The organism is Glaciecola sp. KUL10, from assembly GCF_003203515.1.
Taxonomy (GTDB): Bacteria; Pseudomonadota; Gammaproteobacteria; order Enterobacterales; family Alteromonadaceae; genus Glaciecola.
Genome location: NZ_BGNG01000016.1, coordinates 1 through 18,571, shown reverse-complemented (window position 1 = coordinate 18,571; position 18,571 = coordinate 1). Strand labels below are relative to the sequence as shown.

Genomic DNA, 18,571 nt, shown 5'->3' with positions numbered 1-18,571 from the left:
TTTACAATAATGTCCGTTGTCTAATAACTTTATGCTGAACTACAAAGGCTGAAAGAAAAATCATGCCTATTTTATAAATTTTAAAACTTGCTTTTTTGACCTTTGCAGTTAAGGATATTCAGTGAACCAAAAGGAAACATCATGCCTCAAGCCATTCAACGTTTTACGCTACACAATCAAAATAAAATGCAAGTCACCTTGGCAGACTACGGCGCGCGTATTTTGTCTATCAAGGCGCCAGACAAAACTGGAAACCTAACTGAAACGACAGTCAATTATCAAAGTGATGAAGATATATTCAATGACCAATCTTATATGGGAACAACAGTTGGTCGAGTGTGTAATCGTATCTCAAATGCGCGTTTTGAATTGAATGGGCAGACCTTTGAATTACCTGCTAATGAAGGAAAAAACACCTTACATGGAGGAGTGAAGGGTTACGATAAACTTTATTGGAAAACTCAAGGTGTCAGCGAGTCGGGCCAAAAGATAGCGTTTGAAATAGTTTCACCCGATGGTGATCAAGGGTTTCCGGGTGAATTGAAACTCTGCGTTGTCTACGAGCTAAACGACGCCAATGAACTCCGTTTTACGTATACAGCGACGAGCAATAAAGACACACCAATTAATATCTGCAATCACGCTTACTTTTCATTGGGCGAGCGTCATGTAAAAGACATGTTCATTCAAGTAAATGCAGATAGTTTTTTACCAGTTGACGAAGACAGTATTCCACTGGGGCACTTTAACTCTGTGCATGGAACCAAATTTGATTTAAATAAGTTGTCAGACCTTGCTGGCTTGCTTGACGAAAACGGTTATGACCATTGCTATCAGATTTCGCAAAATAAAGCAGCGCAAGTCATTGCAAAAAATACGGGAATCACTTTAGAAGTAGAAACTAACTATCCCGGCGTGCAGCTGTATACAGGTAACTTTCTACCAGTCAAACAATCAGCTTTATGTCTGGAAGCGCAAGGGTTTCCTGATGCCATCAACCAGCCTCAACTGCCCGTTGACATATTGAAGGCAGGAGAAGTATTTGAGCGATATGTTGTTTATCGTTTTGGTTTGCAGCAGTAGTTACGCACCACGCGTCTAATGAATGGCAGTCGTTTGGGGGACTTGAAGCGAAAATCTGTTTAGAGCTTCTTTTCCCAAAACATTGCTTTACCCATTTCAGGATTAAGCTCATATCCCACAAAGCCCGATTTTAAATATGCATTTTGAGCCACTTTGTTCCCTTCTAGCACTTCTAGTGTGAGTTTGCAGCATCCTATTTCTTTGGCGTGAGCTTCTATCGCCATCATGAGATGTTGACTCAATTGGAGGCCCCTAAATTCAGGTTTCACTGCAAAATCATGAATATTTAAGACGGGTTTGCAATTAAAGGTTGAGAAGCTCTCGATGCAATTTGCGAATCCAGCTGGCTTGTCGTCGACGTAACAGATAAAAGATTTCATATAGGCGCGTACTTGTAGAGCCTGACAAAGATTTTTTTTAACCACATCAGCTAGAGGGGTGTCACCTCCCATCGGGTCAAGTGCATAGCTTTCTAACAAGTCTATCAGCTGTTCACATTGGGTTTCATTTTGATAATTGACGCGCTCGACATTGATATGCATTTTTATAATTGACCTACACAGATATTGTGAAACGATGCGTCGAGTATATCTTTCATGATGCTGGGTTCAAGCTCAATTTCTATGCCTCTCCTACCAGCACTTACAAATACAGTATCATGTGCTAACGCAGACTCATCAATCAACGTTTTTAATTTTCGCTTTTGAGCAAAAGGACTAACGCCACCGAGTATATAACCCGTCATGTTTTGTACTTTATTTGCCGGCGCTAAATCAGCTTTTTTAGCTCCCATGAGATTCGCGACGAGCTTTAAATCAGCTAAATGGGTGGTAGGAATAACGACAACACAATAATCGCTAACTTGTTTTTTGAAGGTTTCAAGAACTAAGGTTTTAAATACACGTTGTTCCGCGATCCCCAATTTACATGCGGCTTCTTTTGCATAGGCTGTTTCACTTGGATCATGTTCATAGCTCAACACCTGAAAATCTATTTTCAGCTTTTCTAATAATTTGATTGCAGGGGTCAATGTTAACTCAAAAGTGCTTGGCTTCAAGTTGGGCGCCTATCGGCTTCGATAAACGCCCAAATATTTAAGAATTACTTTGTTTATTCACGAAGGTTCGTTTAAACCAATCGTCCAACATCTTCTTTTCGTGCCTTAGATGGTCGTTTCGATATCGCATATGACTGCTTTGCAAAAATGCCATATCTTTCAATTTAACCGTGTCAGACTTTAATACTTGGCCGCTTTGATCCATCAATTCATAAGACAAATCCATCCGCGGGATATCGATGTCTTTTATTAAACGAACATCCCCCCCCGATTGCCCCATACCGACAAAAGACATCGGCCAAACCTGTCCAGCTAAATCAACATCACTGACGGTTATCTTAAGTGATTGTCCAGAAGGTAAATCGTCTCCTTTCGAGACAATATGCGCTTCAAGCTGTTGCAGTACTCTCTCACGGAAGCGTTTACGTCCCTCATTAACTGGCCTTACATCTCGAAACTTTTCGGCATCTTGCCACACGACTTCAATAGTTTCAGGCGTTTTATTTTCTTCTGTAACCACTGACTCACTGGCCAATACCGATGTCGAAACGCCCATATAAAACAAACAGAAAGAAGCTAATTTTAGACTAGAATTTTTCATGACTTTCTCCGTAACTAACACAGGTTAACAACGATTTTCAAAACAAAAACAAGTAAAGCCGCTCCTACTTAAACTCATCACAGACTTTTTACTCAATAAGACTAGATTGCTTTATTTGTTCACATAATTTGGCTTTGTTGGCGCCGTAAATAAATGGGTTCTTATCGCCCTTTACACAATACAAAAAATAATACTTTCGCAACTCTTCAACGGAGCTCGTGATTTCACTGATATAATCAGTTTGGTGTGGTTGAAGAGACAAGTTGTTATGTAAAAACTCTTCTCTTAGTATATTTAACTTACTAATATCAGGGACTTTTGCTGCTGTAGAGATCCAATTACTCAACGTTTGTTGCGTACTTTTAATTGCATGTTGAGTTTGCGTATTGGTCAGCACCATTATAAACACTAAACACGCAATTAAACCACCTATCCACCTTATCATCCAAAGACCAACCTTTTACCACATCTGAGTATACAATACGCCATTTCAACATAAAACGGCAACCAACTCTGCAGCACCTACGTATAGTTATGACCGACAAAACGAAATTAAATTCATCATTTACAGCAAAATACTTCACCCTGCATTCACTTTAGTTGGATTAATTTGATCTGAATTAACTCAACATAGCTTTATTACCTGTATAATCGAGAGAAATTATCGTAGGCAGGCAATCGCTTAAATTCAAAGGCAACTTTATGGAGCCAAAGATGAACCAAAAAATTGAGATAAAGGATGTGACGCCGGTTAAAATTCACAAACCCGCGGGCACCGACTCTCACGTTGCTTCAAGTAGGCGTATTTATGTGCGCGCAGTCGAAGGTGTATTAGAAAATACACGTCGTCTATTCGGGCTTATCTTTATGGGGCTATTCGCTATCGCACCTTGGATTGAATACCAGGGTTCGCAAGCTATTCTTTTCGATTTATACGAACAACGTTTTAATATATTTGGCATGACACTATGGCCACAAGACTTAACGATTGTTGCCTACATCTTTATTGTCGCCGCATTTGCACTATTTTTTGTCACCACCTTTGCAGGACGGGTGTGGTGTGGATTTATGTGCCCTCAAACCACTTGGACATTTATTTATATTTGGTTTGAAGAAAAAATAGAAGGCAGTCGCAATAAACGCATCAAGCTTGATCAACGCAAAATGGACTTTGATAAATTTTGGCGCAAAAGCTTAAAACACTTTGCATGGGTCGCGGTGGCATTGCTCACCTCATTGACGTTTGTTGGATACTTTACAGAAATAGACAAATTATTCGTTGACTTCTTTACCCTTGAAGTGAGCTTTTGGGCTGGTTTTTCAGTGCTATTTTTCACATTTTGTACATACGGTAATGCAGCTTACATGCGCGAAATTATGTGTACCCATATGTGTCCCTATGCGCGTTTTCAATCTGCGATGTTCGACAAAGACACCTTTACCGTTGCTTATGATAGCGGCAGAGGCGAAAAGCGAGGTCCTCGTTCACGTAAAATGACAAGTGGGCAGGTTGCTGCAAAGGGACTCGGTGACTGCATAGACTGTAACCTTTGTGTTCAAGTTTGCCCAACGGGTATCGATATTCGAAACGGGCTGCAATACGAGTGCATCAACTGCGGCGCTTGTGTAGATGCGTGTAATGGCGTGATGGATAAAATGGGCTACGAAAAGGGCTTGATCAGCTTTACATCAGAACATGAATTAAAAGGTGGGACCACCAAGATTTTCCGCCCTAAGCTCATCGGCTATTTTGTTGTTTTGTGTATTATGACTGGCTTGTTAATTACGGATATTATGCTTCGCTCACCGCTTGAAGTAGACATCATCAAAGACAGAAATTCGTTGTTTAGAGAAAACTTCGATGGCGAAATAGTAAACGTATACACCTTAAAAGTGCTTAATAAATCACAAAAAACACGCAACTTCACTATTTCGGTGGTTGGCCTTAATGGCGCTCGTTACGACGGTGAAACAACCGTTGAGGTCAAAGGTGGTGGTGTGTTTACACTTCCCGTTAGCGTAGCAACCATGCCTGAAAATATTACCGAACGCGTCACCGAGTTTTATTTCCGTGTACAAACCACTGACGAAACAGGTAACATCATCGCAGTCGAAGAAGAGAGTAAGTTCTTATATACAGATGTCTGATTTTTCCTTCAGTAATTTGCATCCAGATTTAATTCTGGATGCTATCGAAAGCCTCGATGTGCAAGTCGCCACGGGGCTTCTTGCTTTAAACAGCTACGAAAACCGCGTCTATCAGTTTGCCACCGAAGATAAAAAGCGTTACGTGGTCAAATTTTATCGGCCTGCTCGTTGGAGCAATGAGCAGATTCAAGAAGAACACGATTTCGCGCAAGAGCTACTGGCGCAAGAAATTCCGATCGCCGCGCCGTCAATCATTAACGGCAAATCATTACACGAATACGATGGCTATCGTTTTACCTTGTTTCCTTCAGTCGGCGGTCGCCAATTTGAAGTCGACAACCTTGACCAGCTTGAGTGGATGGGGCGTTTTATTGGGCGTATTCATCGTGTTGCGCAAAGCCAAAGCTTTGAACATCGGCCTTCTATCAATTTAGCCGCATATTTAGACAAGCCAAGAGAGATATTAGTTAACGGAAACTTAATCCCGTCACATCTGATGACAGCGTTTATGACCATCTTAGATTTGATCATCGAACGCACAAAATCGGCTTTTCATACAAATTATCAAAGTATCCGTCTGCATGGCGACTTACACCCCGGCAACATTTTGTGGCGTGACGGCCCCAGTTTTGTTGATTTAGATGACTGTCGAATGGGGCCTGCAGTACAAGATTTATGGATGATGTTATCAGGCGATAAACAACAACAGTTTATTCAACTAGATACCCTTGTAGAAGCATATGAAGAGTTTCAAAGCTTTGACAGCAATGAACTTGCGCTGATCGAACCTTTGCGTGCGATGCGCATGGTTCACTACATGTCATGGCTAACCCTAAGGTGGGAAGATCCCGCGTTTCCACATGCTTTTCCTTGGTTTGCTGATGACAAATATTGGGAAAACCAAATCCTTGCACTCAAAGAGCAATTTGCCGCCTTAAATGAACCAAGTTTAAAACTATAACTTATTCATTTCTTTTTAGTTTTTGTTCATTTTTTTACGTATACTACGCGCCGTTCAAGGTGCTCGATTGACTTCGTGTTAAACGGGAAGCAGGTGAAAAGCCTGCGCTGCCCCCGCAACGGTAAACATTTGGTCTTTTGGGCCAAATAGAAATGCTATAACAAAGGCCATAAAAAATCTTTGTTAGGTCCGCCACTGTTTTGTTTCAAAAATGGGAAGGCGCGTTTCTAAATAATGTGAGCCCGGATACCGGCCTTGATAAACGGTTAGCAAATTTGCTGACTTATCTTAGCCACAAATGCTCGGGCGGAGCATTATTGGGAATAACACTACAATGAACACTAAACTTTCTACTATCAGCAAGGCATTGCTGAGCTCTTCACTTGCGTCAACAGCCCTACTTGCTTCTGCGGTATTCGCGCAAACGACGCTTCCCTCGTCTGATTCAAATACGATTGAAAAAATCACAGTATTGGGTTCGAAAATTGAAACCAATATCGATGATTTACCCAGTTCGGTATCTGTCTTGGATCAAACTTATATCAAAGCATCGGGCGCCGTATTTGTGACTGACTTGCTTAAAAGCTTTGCTGGCATGAATATTTCACGCTCGGGTCCAAATGGCACGCTGACCGAAGTTCGCTTTAGAGGCAGCGAAACCAATCATATTTTGGTACTGGTCAACGGTGTTGAAGTCAATGACATCTCACAAGGCAGAATTGCCGACCTTGCGCATATCCAAGCAAGTGACGTCGAGCGAATTGAGTTATTACGCGGACCGCAAAGCGCGCTTTGGGGTGCAAGTGCAGTATCAGGTGTGATCAACATCATTACCAAAGGTCAAAATAATAGCAACGGCCTACAGGTAGATGCTTCAGGTGAAATTGCCACTCAAAATACTCAACGCATTGGCCTTAGCGTCAGCTCTAACAGTAATGACGCTAAATTAGCAATAAACCTAAGTCACTATCAAACCGATGGCTTTAATATCTCTCGTGAAGGCAACGGACTTGATAATAATGAAGATGATGGCTACAAAAACACGCAGCTAAGTGCAAACTACCAACGCATCTTAAACAAAGAACACACGCTCACCTTCAACACTCGCCTAGCCCAATACGAAAGTGATTTTGACGCGACTGACTTTGTCAATACGGGTTTATCGACTGACGCGGACAATGTTTCAGAAGGTACGCAAGTTAGCGCAAAAGCCATGTGGAGTTATTCTTCTTTAGGTTCAAACCTTTCTCACAAAGCAAGCCTTCAATACAGTCAGCAAGACACAGAGAATTTCTCTGGAGAGTTTATGACAAGCTCAAGTAAAGGTGAAAAAATACGACTCAATTGGATCTCGACTTTAAGGTTTGAACAAGACCATTTTGTTAACGTTGGACTTGATTACATTGACGAAACTGTTGAACTACCGGTTTCTGGCGCTGACATTCTTGAATCAGATAATGCAACATTCGCACTGACCAGTGATGGGCGCTATTTCTTTAATGAGTCATTTAACGCCACCGCCAGTATTCGTTATGACAACAGCGATGAATTTGATAGCGCGGTGTCATACCGCGCAGGCTTAAATTACGATGTGACTAGTCAACTAAGAGCGTTTGCTTCACTAGGAAAAGCAGTCTCTAACCCCACATTTACTGAACGCTTTAGTTTCTTTCCAGCGTTTTTTATTGGGAATCCCGAACTGGAACCAGAATCTGCTGTCAACCAAGAACTAGGGTTGGTTTATACCACTGCGCAAAACACTGTCTCGCTAAGCTACTTTAATACTGACTTAGAAAACGAAATCAATAGTTTTGTATTTGTTCCTGAATTAGGGCTTTCAACTGCTCAAAACAGCGAGTTAGAAAGCACTCGAGAAGGTGTTGAAGTAAGTGCGTCGGGCAGCTATAAAAAATTGAACTGGCAGGCTCACTATACTTATTTAGATGCTAAAGATGCGTTTTCGAAAGAACTTAGACGCGCCAATCACACAGGTTCAGCAACGCTGAGGTATCGTTTTGATGCCGACAATGCCTTATTCGTGCAAGCAGATTATACTGGCTCACAGCTTGATATTTTCTTCCCTCCTTTTCCTCAATCTAGTCAGATTATCAACATTGGTGCATATTGGTTAGTCAACGCTAATTACACCCATTCATTTGATGAAAACCTAGATGTTTCGCTAAGAGTCAGTAACTTACTTGATGAGGAATACGAAAACATTATTGGCTTTGTTGGGCAAGGTCGACAAGTCAGTTTAAATGTTAGCTATCGCTTATTTTAATTGAACTGAAAGCGCAACGGCAGGTCATAAACGCTTTATAGCGTAGATGCGCCTGCTTTTTTGTTTCATCATTTTATAGAATGAGGATTGAATAAGGTTTAGTGACAAAGCTTGTTCAACAAATTGTGCTAAATAGCGGTTCTTACGTAAAAGAAATTATGAGCCGGTTGATACGCTGGCTTTGAGACTCAATAATAAATTGTGCTATGCTATCGCACTTAACAACACAGCATATAACAACGACAACACTTAGTAAGTCGTGCATGCGACCAAAGGAAATCCCAAAAGATGAAAAGACTCTTTTTAGTATTATTTGTAGCGATATTGTTCCCTCTCCAAGCTTGTGCTCAAATGAAATGGAGCGAAGGTACTCACTACGAAATCATTAGCGACACTGCAACTGCAAAACCAGAAGTAAAAGAATTTTTCTCATTTTGGTGCCCAGCTTGTTATAGCTTCGAGCCACTTGTTGCACAAATTAAGGCGGGTCTTGCCGAAGACGTTAAGTTTACTAAAGTGCATGTTAACTTTATGCGTTTTACCGGTCCTGATATTCAAGATGACGCGACACGCGCAATGGTGATTGCTCGTTTGTTAAAACAAGAAGACAAGTTAAACCAAGCAATCTTTAATTACATCCACCAGCAACGCGCCACCATCACTGGTATTGATGATCTACGCAGCTTGTTTATAGTTAACGGTGTTGAAGCAGAGCGTTTTGACAAGCTTGCAAAAAGCTTCGGCATTAACAGCATGGTTAAAAAGAACAACAAGGACATTGCGACTTATCGAGAGTTTGTAACGGGCGTACCTAATTTTATCGTAAATGGTAAATACCAAGCAAAATTCACGCGCGATATGACTGCTGATGATATTGTTGAACTAATTACTTGGCTATCAACTCAGTCATAGTCCCCAAAAGATATACTTGTTTCGAAAAAAGGACTGCTAAGTCCTTTTTTTGTGCCATTATTTTGTAACGCACTTTTAGCTATTAAAATTTTGTTAATTTGTCCGAAAGTGTTTGATTGAAATCACTGTCTTTATCTATAACACGACTAAAAAACTAATAATTACTTCTACCTAACAAGGAAAACGACATGGATATTCGCAAAGGCAATAAAAATTCTAAGCTAAGCAAAATTATGACAGGCTTGGCCTTAGTGGCGGCTATATCAGCATTGAGCGCGTGTAAACGAACAAGTGACGAAGCTGGGCTTGGTTTACAAGCATCACAATTAGCGACACTAAATAACGTTGTTGACGCGCGTGACGAAGCTACACGAGCACGCGACCAATATCGAAACCCAGCTCAAACAATCGCGTTCTTTCAAATCAAACCCGGTATGTCTGTTGCTGAAGCGTTGCCAGGCGGCGGTTGGTACTCAAATATTTTAGCAAATTACATTGGAAGCGATGGTGAGCTTCACGGCATTAACTACGTTGACGACATGTGGGCACGTTTTGGCTTTTTCTCACCAGAACGCATAGAAGAACGTATTGCTTCTACAAAAGCATTCCCTCAAACAGTCGCCAAATATACCGATAATGGTATCAAAAGCAGTGGGTTTACATTTGACACTGTTCCCGATGAACTAGTAGGAAGCTTAGATCGCGTAGTATTTATCAGAGCCTTACACAATCTAAATCGCTTTGAAGCACAAGCCAATACTATGACTAATGCGCTTAAAGCCGCTCATACCCTGCTAAAAGAAGATGGCATGGTCGGGGTCGTTCAACACCGCGCCCCAGAAGCAAATAGCGATGAATGGTCTGACGGAAGCCGAGGCTACTTAAAGCAATCTAGCTTAATCAAAACGTTTGAAGACGCGGGCTTTACATTGGTCGCCAGCAGTGAAATTAACGCTAATCCCAAAGACCAGCCTACTGAAAATGATATTGTATGGCGCTTACCGCCTAGCCTAAATGGCGCTAGAGATGATGAAGCGAAACGAGCTGCAATGGAAGCGATTGGTGAGTCAGATCGCATGACGCTTTTGTTTAAGAAGAGTTGATTAAACGATCAGAAAAGGCTCAATGAGCAATAAAAAGGGGGCAAAATTGCCCCCTTTTTCGTTTAAATGAACTTAGTTGTATCACTAACCCAACTGGTCACTCGCAATACGGTAACGCGGATCTTCGTTCACATTGATCTCAACATAGTCACCAGCTTTCTTCAGCAAAGTACGACACTCTGGTGAAATATGACGAATATGAAGCTTTTTACCGAGCTTCTCGTACTTATCTGCCAATCCATCTAACGCATCCACTCCAGAAGAATCCCATACACGCGATTCTTTAAAATCAATGACGACATCTTGAGGGTCGTTTTGCGGGTCGAAAATATCTTTGAAATAAGACACTGAGCCAAAAAAGAGCGGCCCCTCTAAGTCATAGACTTTCCATCCGTCTTCATCTGTATGTGTTTTCGCGATGATATGAGTGGCGTGCTTCCATGCAAACACTAAAGCCGACACGATCACACCCACAATAACAGCGATAGCCAAATCAGCAATAACCGTGATACCGGTTACTAAGAACAACACAAATGCATCTTCGCGATTAACGCCTCGAATGATTCTAAATGAAGCCCATTCAAAGGTACCGATAACGACTACAAACATTACGCCAACCAATGCCGCAAGCGGAATCATTTCAATCAGCGGTGCTGCAAACAAGATGAAACCGAGTAATACTAGAGCAGCAGTGATACCCGACAGTCTACCACGGCCACCTGAATTGATATTGATCATCGACTGTCCGATCATCGCACAACCACCCATACCACCAAAGAAACCATTGACTGAGTTAGCAACCCCTTGACCGATACATTCTTTATTACCGCGACCACGTGTGTCTGTCATTTCATCGATGAGCGTTAGCGTGAGCAAAGATTCAATCAAACCCACTAAAGACAGAATAATGGCAGTTGGCAAAATGATATAAAGGGTTTCTAAATTAAATGGAACCATTGGAATAGCAAAGGTCGGCAACTCGCCAGCTAGCGTAACTCCTTCTTTTTGAGCTTCGGGTACCATATCACGTACAAAGTCGATAACGGTGCGCGCTTCTAAATCCATGCCGTGAACCAAAGCGGTTACCGTAATAATGGCAACCAGTGAGGCTGGAACAGCCTTTGTTAACTTCGGTAGTAAATAAATAATCGCCATCGTCAATGCCACTAAACCAAGCATCATATATAGCATCGTACCGCTCATCCATTCTAAATCACCCATTGGGTTGGTAATTTTGAACTGACCTAATTGCGCTAAAAAGATGACGATTGCTAAGCCATTCACAAACCCTAGCATGACGGGGTAAGGCACTAGCCGTATGAACTTACCAAGTCGAAAAACACCGGCTAAAATCTGAAAAATACCGGCCAATATGACGGCAGCAAATAAGTATTGAACGCCATGCAAGGCAACCAATGCCACCATGACCACAGCCATCGCGCCCGTTGCACCAGAGATCATACCCGGGCGACCACCAATAGCAGACGTAATTAATCCCATCATAAAGGCAGCATAAAGCCCTACCATCGGCTCAACACCCGCAACAAATGCAAAAGCGACCGCTTCTGGCACAAGTGCTAGGGCAACAGTGATACCTGAAAGCACGTCGTTTTTGACATTACCTTGTGTACCATTTATCAAATTAAACATAGAACAACTTTATTGATTAAAAAACGCGCGGAGTCTAACAGAAAATGATCTAAATTGCTTTTAACAGAATGTTAAATTTAGCATTTTGTCGAAGCTTTATCGTTTCCCGCCACCAAGGCAATTAGGTGAATCAGGACTCATACCATTTTTCTTTTTGAATTCTTCTGGCGTGTAAGTATGCAAAGCCAATGCGTGAACGCCACCAGCTAATTCATCAGCTAGCAACTCGTTTAATGCTCGGTGTCTTTGAATAAGACGTTTACCGGCAAATTCATCGGTAATCAAGGTCAGCTTAAAGTGTGTTTCGGAGTCCGCTGGTACGTTGTGCATATGCGACTCGTTCAGCAATTCATATTCAGCGTTTGGGAATGTGCGCTCGACTTTTTCTCTGATAATTTTTTCAATTTGCATGAAATACTTCACACCTTAGGTTGTACTATTGACTAATTAGTTTCTAAGTTTACTGCATCTGATGCACAAAACGAAAAGTTAAATTGATTCGCGGATCGTGAGGCCGTTTACTTTTATTGATGCCATGTTGCCAATGCTTTTGAGTCTCACCCTGCATAATTAGTAAAGAGCCATGTTCCAACACAATACGCTGCTTTTGTTTGGTAGATTTATTGATTAAATCAAAGTTTCGTTGCTCACCCAAACTGACTGAAGCAATAATGGGTTGCTCTCCTAACTCTAGCTCGTCGTCTGCATGAAACCCCATACTGTCATTGCCATCCCGATATAAATTCACGAGCACAGAATTAAAACGTGTATTGCACTGAGCCTCACATTTACTCTTAAGTACTTTTAAGTTTTTTTCCCAAGGCAAGGGCGTCATATTCAAGCCTGAATAAGTGTAACTGGCATCTTCGTCGCCATACCATGCTTGCAAGCGTGGGATTTTTTGTTCTCTGCCAAATATCTTAATTGTGGCTTCTTGCCATTCAATATGTTGTAACAAATGGGCTAGCAATTTATCAGCAAGCGGTTTTTCTAACCAATTAGGGAAGTACTTGATGTCAGCATTAGTCAAGTTGATAGTGTGTTGCTCAATATCAAACAGCGTCGATTGGTCTTTCAGAGTGTATTTATCCTGTTAGTTCTAAGTTTTTGTAGATTCACAATAATATCACGACTATCAGTGTTGATAGTCGCATCAACAGTATTTGAGTTCACTATGTTTCTAGTCTATATTGAGCCGCGGCGCTAGTTTATTTTATCCGCCTACCCTCCTATCATTTTAATTCAAGCATCCATACTTTTTATCGAACTCAAATGCCAAAAAACCCAAGCGCTAAAAAACCAAAACATGTAGGAATGATCATTGACTCACTAAGCGGAGGGGGTGCCGAAAAAGTAGTACTCGAACTCGCAGCATCAATGAGCCGTAAAGGATGCCGCGTGTGTATATTCGTATTGAAAGAACTCGTCAGCTACCCGCTTAACGATGATTTTAAAGTAATATTTCCGCTGTCTGGTAACTCGGGCTCAGTAAGAGGCTGGTTTAATGAGCCTCGACTCAGCCAACAACTATTCAATGCAATAAGAGCAGAAGAAAAACGACATGGTGATTTTGATTTAAGCCTGATTCACCTATATGAAAGCTACCGTCTAGCAAGCAACTTACCACTCAAAAATGCTTTTTATGTCATGCATAATTCATATCAAAGAGAATTAAAGCGCGAAGCGAGAATGGGTCCTTTAAAGTATTTTTATCAACGACGTATTTTAAAAAGGCTAAGTGGAAAAAATCTCATCGCGGTATCTAATGGGGTCAAACAAGAGCTCGAACAGTCGACGCTATTTAAACCTTCCTCGGTAAAACGAATTTATAATCCGTTTGATATCAAATCAATTCAAAATTTAGCTCAACAAAACGGTACAGGAAAAGATTTATATAAACAGGATAAAGTTAAATTCATTTTGCATGTTGGTCGAGCTGCTAGGGCTAAACGCCATGATGTTTTATTCAGGGCACTCAAACATGTTGATGAGCGTTATAAACTGGTCTGCTTGAGTGAAAACGTTAAAAAACTATCTAAACTAGCGAAGCAGTTTAAAGTTGAAGACCGCGTGATTTTGCCGGGCTTTAGTCAAAACCCGTACCAATGGATGAATAGAGCCGAAGTGACTGTGCTTAGCAGTGACTTTGAAGGACTTTCAATGGTGCTTATTGAAAGCCTTATATGCGACACAAAAATAGTCTCGACAGATTGCGACTTTGGACCACGTGAAATAATGCGAAATGGATTACGCCATTTTTTATGCGAACTTGGAAACCCTGAAGAACTGGGCAACAAAATTAATGAGGCATTACCCTATAAATTGACGCAAGCAGACAAAGACATTCTTAATGAAATCAATTCTGAGCAGATCTCGCAAGCTTATTTAGATTTACTGGGTGGCACAACACACTAAATCACCTTTGCGTTTAAGGCTTAATTAGCGGCACAAAATATCAAAATACATTTATATTGCAAAAGTGTAACTAACTACTGGCAGTTTACCTACTCCTTAATTCTAACACTTGTTCATCATGTGTTCGTTTCAAAATCTAACATTATAGTTCACTGCTTACTTGCCTACATCTTTGATAGTCTTGCGCTCATTGAACCCACTTTAATTGTGCTATTAAAGAATCGCTAAACGCATTGGCAAATGTGGTTGCAGCCAGACTGCTGCAAAAGCAAGACAAACAATGTAAAAGTCGTTCAAAACCGTTTGCACTTCGGTGAACCATAAAAATGATCAAATTCATTAGGCGTAGGATTTCTGAGCCGCCTATGCGGCGGTGAACGCCGACGGTTGTTGCTTGCACTTACCCACAAGTTTCTAAGCCGCCTATGCGGCGGTGAACTTTTAAACCAAGCCAGCTTTAAATTCTGTGGCTTTCTAAGCCGCCTATGCGGCGGTGAACAATTCTGCTACATCTGTCTTGTTATCCATAAATTTCTAAGCCGCCTATGCGGCGGTGAACATCCGAGTGATTACGCATGGTCTCGCTTTCGTTTTCTAAGCCGCCTATGCGGCGGTGAACCTACCCACTCTCCTGTTTTTGCGACTTTGAAATTTCTAAGCCGCCTATGCGGCGGTGAACTTTCGTCTACTTGTGCGCTAAGTGTTGTTAATTTTCTAAGCCGCCTATGCGGCGGTGAACAAATTAAACGATGAACATGTGGCTCTTGACTTTTTCTAAGCCGCCTATGCGGCGGTGAACAAAGGGCGAAATTTTTTAAAGGCGTTTTGCCTTTTCTAAGCCGCCTATGCGGCGGTGAACATTTGGTGATTCGTTTGATGAATCGATTGATTTTTCTAAGCCGCCTATGCGGCGGTGAACCATCAAATGACATTGTATTGTCTGAATATATCTTTCTAAGCCGCCTATGCGGCGGTGAACTTGTAGTGCTACCACTGCCGCCTGTGCTAATAGTTTCTAAGCCGCCTATGCGGCGGTGAACATGGTCATGGATAACCGCAAACATTCAATTATTTTCTAAGCCGCCTATGCGGCGGTGAACACGGCGCGCCAGATGATGCGCTAGGCAGTGACTTTCTAAGCCGCCTATGCGGCGGTGAACGATTTCATACTTCCATTATTGCGCATATCTTTTTTCTAAGCCGCCTATGCGGCGGTGAACCCTCGCATTAACCGCTCATGTGAGAGTGATTATTTCTAAGCCGCCTATGCGGCGGTGAACATATGAAAATAACAAGCACAGCTAACGGTAGCTTTCTAAGCCGCCTATGCGGCGGTGAACGCAAAGATGCCGTTATTGCATGATATTAGACTTTTCTAAGCCGCCTATGCGGCGGTGAACAAACGCATCAAGTACGCAAATGTAATACTTTTTTTCTAAGCCGCCTATGCGGCGGTGAACCTAACGAACCCGAGTCCGATAGCGCCTATATTTTTCTAAGCCGCCTATGCGGCGGTGAACAAATGCCTAGCATGCCGAATTGATACCACCACTTTCTAAGCCGCCTATGCGGCGGTGAACTTGAAAATGGTTTTTATACCATTGTCTCTAGCTTTCTAAGCCGCCTATGCGGCGGTGAACATCATAAATGAAGCGCAAGCAGCTGCGTTACTGTTTCTAAGCCGCCTATGCGGCGGTGAACTTTGCGGGGGCAGTGGTTCAGATTTCACCACATTTCTAAGCCGCCTATGCGGCGGTGAACTTGGCTAGCTATTGTATTGATAGGCGTAATTGTTTCTAAGCCGCCTATGCGGCGGTGAACTTGAAATGATAGGTGTTAGCAGTTCATCAAACTTTCTAAGCCGCCTATGCGGCGGTGAACGATTTTACACTGGTGTATTTTCCGCTCTAAAGTTTCTAAGCCGCCTATGCGGCGGTGAACCGCACCCTTTACTGGGTCGAATCTTCTTTGTTTTTCTAAGCCGCCTATGCGGCGGTGAACTGACCTGTATGCAATCAGCCGCCCCACCAAGATTTCTAAGCCGCCTATGCGGCGGTGAACCAGAAGATGTAACATTAAGGGCTAATGGTGCATTTCTAAGCCGCCTATGCGGCGGTGAACCACTCGGACATAGTTCCATAGGCATCTGTGGCGGTTTCTAAGCCGCCTATGCGGCGGTGAACTTTTGTTTACGAATATCAGTGTATGCCAATGTTTTCTAAGCCGCCTATGCGGCGGTGAACGAATTATTGACGAATATTTAGCACCTAAGCTATTTCTAAGCCGCCTATGCGGCGGTGAACATATATACGTGATAAGCGTTAATGGATTGATTGTTTCTAAGCCGCCTATGCGGCGGTGAACTCTACCAGTGCATTATTAGCAAGCGCATTACCTTTCTAAGCCGCCTATGCGGCGGTGAACATGTATTTATTTGATATGTACAAATCTAAAAATTTCTAAGCCGCCTATGCGGCGGTGAACAGTGTTCGCGTATGTGCTCCATATCAATATCATTTCTAAGCCGCCTATGCGGCGGTGAACATAATGAATTGGGAGCAGTGGCATGAAAACTCTTTCTAAGCCGCCTATGCGGCGGTGAACTTAGACTTGCAGACTTTGCATGTTTTTTGTTTTTTCTAAGCCGCCTATGCGGCGGTGAACTTGATAACTACAACCCTGCTTGAAACTATGAATTTCTAAGCCGCCTATGCGGCGGTGAACCATGGCTCTACCTATCTCACTGCGCTTGTATTTTTCTAAGCCGCCTATGCGGCGGTGAACACTCTAAAATGACTTCCGTTTCATCTTCATCGTTTCTAAGCCGCCTATGCGGCGGTGAACAAAAGCGCGGCTGAAGAGTTAGGGATTTCAGCTTTCTAAGCCGCCTATGCGGCGGTGAACTAGTTTTTATTTTGTGCGTTCCTCTCTATTTTTTTCTAAGCCGCCTATGCGGCGGTGAACCATATTGTTTTCTTGGTGGGTAACACTTCTTATTTCTAAGCCGCCTATGCGGCGGTGAACAGTTTGTTGTGCGTCAATCAATTCTTTGAGTTTTTCTAAGCCGCCTATGCGGCGGTGAACAGGTGGCTTATGACGACATTAAAGACCGCAAATTTCTAAGCCGCCTATGCGGCGGTGAACGCGCTGTCACTAGTGGTGTATTGCGCCCTGATTTTCTAAGCCGCCTATGCGGCGGTGAACAGTAAATCTCGTTACTACCGCAATCGCGCAAGTTTCTAAGCCGCCTATGCGGCGGTGAACCGAACGCGACCCCATTTTTTACACCTCTATTTTTTCTAAGCCGCCTATGCGGCGGTGAACTATGACCGCTAAAACTAGCTAGTGGTGGTAATTTTCTAAGCCGCCTATGCGGCGGTGAACCTCATGCGCGTAATTTCCCTAATGGCATGGCGTTTCTAAGCCGCCTATGCGGCGGTGAACCAAAAAGCCACACGCTCATTAGGTGGCGTAAATTTCTAAGCCGCCTATGCGGCGGTGAACTTTGACCATCGAAGTAGTCAATACCCTTAATCTTTCTAAGCCGCCTATGCGGCGGTGAACGGTTCGTGTTCGATGAAAGTAACCGGTGACGTTTTCTAAGCCGCCTATGCGGCGGTGAACACGAGGTGCAGGTAATTATAGCAGAGAGATTATTTCTAAGCCGCCTATGCGGCGGTGAACCTCTAGAACACGACCTAGGGGAAGTGTTCACATTTCTAAGCCGCCTATGCGGCGGTGAACTAACCCCTCGTAGCGCCTGACTTTCTAAAGGTTTTCTAAGCCGCCTATGCGGCGGTGAACGGTGCTTTTTATTGTCTCTTTTATTCCTGATATTTCTAAGCCGCCTATGCGGCGGTGAACAACATCGGAATAAAAACGATGAGCGCTACACTTTTCTAAGCCGCCTATGCGGCGGTGAACCTCACTCACTAGAATCAGAGCAAAGCGTTTTATTTCTAAGCCGCCTATGCGGCGGTGAACTAATTCATCAAGACTCTTTTCAATCCTTGCAATTTCTAAGCCGCCTATGCGGCGGTGAACATCAGAGTACTAGTTAACGGCAAGCCGATTCATTTCTAAGCCGCCTATGCGGCGGTGAACTTTCGTACACTGAGCCTGTAGTAACAACAGGTTTTCTAAGCCGCCTATGCGGCGGTGAACGTGTGACTATCACCATACTGCAAGCGCGAATTTTTCTAAGCCGCCTATGCGGCGGTGAACCTTGATAATCGTAGAGCGCATGGTGTTATTCATTTCTAAGCCGCCTATGCGGCGGTGAACCGTTACCATTATCAATAGTCACTGAGCCGTCTTTTCTAAGCCGCCTATGCGGCGGTGAACAAGTGCATGATTTGAG

14 protein-coding genes, 1 CRISPR repeat array and 1 riboswitch are annotated in these 18,571 nt (G+C 42.8%); of the genes, 7 read left to right on the top strand and 7 right to left on the bottom strand.

The genetic code is table 11. The features are described from left to right. Window positions 1-141 precede the first annotated feature (141 nt). A complete protein-coding gene (locus tag KUL10_RS17685) occupies window positions 142-1,083 on the top strand; it encodes an aldose epimerase family protein (RefSeq protein WP_110430286.1) in 942 nt (313 codons plus the stop codon). A 59-nt stretch (window positions 1,084-1,142) separates the two neighbouring features. Here KUL10_RS17685 and KUL10_RS17680 read toward each other — a convergent pair whose 3' ends face one another. The 4 genes from KUL10_RS17680 to KUL10_RS17665 all read right to left on the bottom strand — a co-directional run bounded on the left by KUL10_RS17680 (window position 1,143) and on the right by KUL10_RS17665 (window position 3,186). After that, complete coding sequence (locus KUL10_RS17680; RefSeq protein ID WP_110430285.1) at window positions 1,143-1,625, bottom strand: N-acetyltransferase; 483 nt, start codon at window positions 1,623-1,625, stop codon at window positions 1,143-1,145. A 2-nt stretch (window positions 1,626-1,627) separates the two neighbouring features. Further along, complete coding sequence (gene ybaK / locus KUL10_RS17675; protein ID WP_233499878.1) at window positions 1,628-2,140, bottom strand: Cys-tRNA(Pro) deacylase; 513 nt, start codon at window positions 2,138-2,140, stop codon at window positions 1,628-1,630. Between the two features lie 37 nt (window positions 2,141-2,177). Further along, a complete protein-coding gene (locus KUL10_RS17670; protein WP_110430284.1) occupies window positions 2,178-2,741 on the bottom strand; it encodes a DUF3016 domain-containing protein in 564 nt (187 codons plus the stop codon). 88 nt (window positions 2,742-2,829) lie between these two features. Continuing rightward, window positions 2,830-3,186 carry a hypothetical protein gene (locus KUL10_RS17665; RefSeq protein ID WP_110430283.1) on the bottom strand — a complete coding sequence of 119 codons (357 nt, stop codon included), beginning with the start codon at window positions 3,184-3,186 and terminating at the stop codon, window positions 2,830-2,832. A 269-nt stretch (window positions 3,187-3,455) separates the two neighbouring features. Here KUL10_RS17665 and ccoG point away from each other — a divergent pair, with 269 nt between their 5' ends. The 5 genes from ccoG (at window position 3,456) to KUL10_RS17640 (ending at window position 10,146) form a co-directional block, all read left to right on the top strand. Then, window positions 3,456-4,889 (top strand): cytochrome c oxidase accessory protein CcoG, encoded by a 1,434-nt coding sequence (gene ccoG, locus KUL10_RS17660; RefSeq protein ID WP_110430307.1) that lies wholly within the window; start codon window positions 3,456-3,458, stop codon window positions 4,887-4,889. Beyond that, window positions 4,882-5,850: a serine/threonine protein kinase gene (locus KUL10_RS17655; RefSeq protein WP_110430282.1), complete on the top strand. Its 969-nt coding sequence runs from the start codon at window positions 4,882-4,884 to the stop codon at window positions 5,848-5,850. The genes ccoG and KUL10_RS17655 overlap by 8 nt, the downstream gene beginning before the upstream one ends. Window positions 5,851-5,890: 40 nt before the next feature. Beyond that, window positions 5,891-6,123: riboswitch (cobalamin riboswitch) on the top strand. A 61-nt stretch (window positions 6,124-6,184) separates the two neighbouring features. After that, complete coding sequence (locus tag KUL10_RS17650; RefSeq protein WP_158525419.1) at window positions 6,185-8,131, top strand: TonB-dependent siderophore receptor; 1,947 nt, start codon at window positions 6,185-6,187, stop codon at window positions 8,129-8,131. 288 nt (window positions 8,132-8,419) lie between these two features. After that, window positions 8,420-9,043, top strand: coding sequence for a thiol:disulfide interchange protein DsbA/DsbL (locus KUL10_RS17645; RefSeq protein ID WP_110430280.1), 624 nt, complete (start codon window positions 8,420-8,422; stop codon window positions 9,041-9,043). Between the two features lie 188 nt (window positions 9,044-9,231). Then, a complete protein-coding gene (locus KUL10_RS17640; RefSeq protein WP_110430279.1) occupies window positions 9,232-10,146 on the top strand; it encodes a class I SAM-dependent methyltransferase in 915 nt (304 codons plus the stop codon). A gap of 84 nt (window positions 10,147-10,230) precedes the next feature. Here KUL10_RS17640 and KUL10_RS17635 read toward each other — a convergent pair whose 3' ends face one another. From KUL10_RS17635 to KUL10_RS17625, 3 genes are all read right to left on the bottom strand, one after another. After that, a complete protein-coding gene (locus KUL10_RS17635; RefSeq protein ID WP_110430278.1) occupies window positions 10,231-11,796 on the bottom strand; it encodes a SulP family inorganic anion transporter in 1,566 nt (521 codons plus the stop codon). 96 nt (window positions 11,797-11,892) lie between these two features. Further along, window positions 11,893-12,207 (bottom strand): BolA family transcriptional regulator, encoded by a 315-nt coding sequence (locus KUL10_RS17630; RefSeq protein ID WP_110430277.1) that lies wholly within the window; start codon window positions 12,205-12,207, stop codon window positions 11,893-11,895. Between the two features lie 49 nt (window positions 12,208-12,256). Further along, window positions 12,257-12,826 (bottom strand): alpha-ketoglutarate-dependent dioxygenase AlkB, encoded by a 570-nt coding sequence (locus KUL10_RS17625; RefSeq protein WP_110430276.1) that lies wholly within the window; start codon window positions 12,824-12,826, stop codon window positions 12,257-12,259. Between the two features lie 242 nt (window positions 12,827-13,068). On the opposite strand from KUL10_RS17625, the gene KUL10_RS17620 reads away from it, so the two are divergent. Continuing rightward, window positions 13,069-14,211, top strand: a complete 1,143-nt coding sequence (locus KUL10_RS17620; protein WP_110430275.1) for a glycosyltransferase — start codon at window positions 13,069-13,071, stop codon at window positions 14,209-14,211. Window positions 14,212-14,502: 291 nt separating this feature from the next. Continuing rightward, a CRISPR array of direct repeats spans window positions 14,503-18,555; the repeat unit is 28 nt; unit sequence TTTCTAAGCCGCCTATGCGGCGGTGAAC. Between the last annotated feature and the right edge of the window lie 16 nt (window positions 18,556-18,571).

Excerpts from the sequence above, each read along its gene's own strand:
- KUL10_RS17640 (WP_110430279.1), top strand. The coding sequence starts at position 9,232 with ATGGATATTCGCAAAGGCAATAAAAATTCTAAGCTAAGCAAAATTATG.
- KUL10_RS17665 (WP_110430283.1), bottom strand. The coding sequence starts at position 3,186 with ATGATAAGGTGGATAGGTGGTTTAATTGCGTGTTTAGTGTTTATAATG.
- KUL10_RS17685 (WP_110430286.1), top strand. The coding sequence starts at position 142 with ATGCCTCAAGCCATTCAACGTTTTACGCTACACAATCAAAATAAAATG.
- KUL10_RS17655 (WP_110430282.1), top strand. The coding sequence starts at position 4,882 with ATGTCTGATTTTTCCTTCAGTAATTTGCATCCAGATTTAATTCTGGAT.
- KUL10_RS17645 (WP_110430280.1), top strand. The coding sequence starts at position 8,420 with ATGAAAAGACTCTTTTTAGTATTATTTGTAGCGATATTGTTCCCTCTC.
- KUL10_RS17620 (WP_110430275.1), top strand. The coding sequence starts at position 13,069 with ATGCCAAAAAACCCAAGCGCTAAAAAACCAAAACATGTAGGAATGATC.
- KUL10_RS17635 (WP_110430278.1), bottom strand. The coding sequence starts at position 11,796 with ATGTTTAATTTGATAAATGGTACACAAGGTAATGTCAAAAACGACGTG.
- KUL10_RS17670 (WP_110430284.1), bottom strand. The coding sequence starts at position 2,741 with ATGAAAAATTCTAGTCTAAAATTAGCTTCTTTCTGTTTGTTTTATATG.
- KUL10_RS17680 (WP_110430285.1), bottom strand. The coding sequence starts at position 1,625 with ATGCATATCAATGTCGAGCGCGTCAATTATCAAAATGAAACCCAATGT.
- KUL10_RS17650 (WP_158525419.1), top strand. The coding sequence starts at position 6,185 with ATGAACACTAAACTTTCTACTATCAGCAAGGCATTGCTGAGCTCTTCA.
- KUL10_RS17630 (WP_110430277.1), bottom strand. The coding sequence starts at position 12,207 with ATGCAAATTGAAAAAATTATCAGAGAAAAAGTCGAGCGCACATTCCCA.
- ccoG (WP_110430307.1), top strand. The coding sequence starts at position 3,456 with ATGAACCAAAAAATTGAGATAAAGGATGTGACGCCGGTTAAAATTCAC.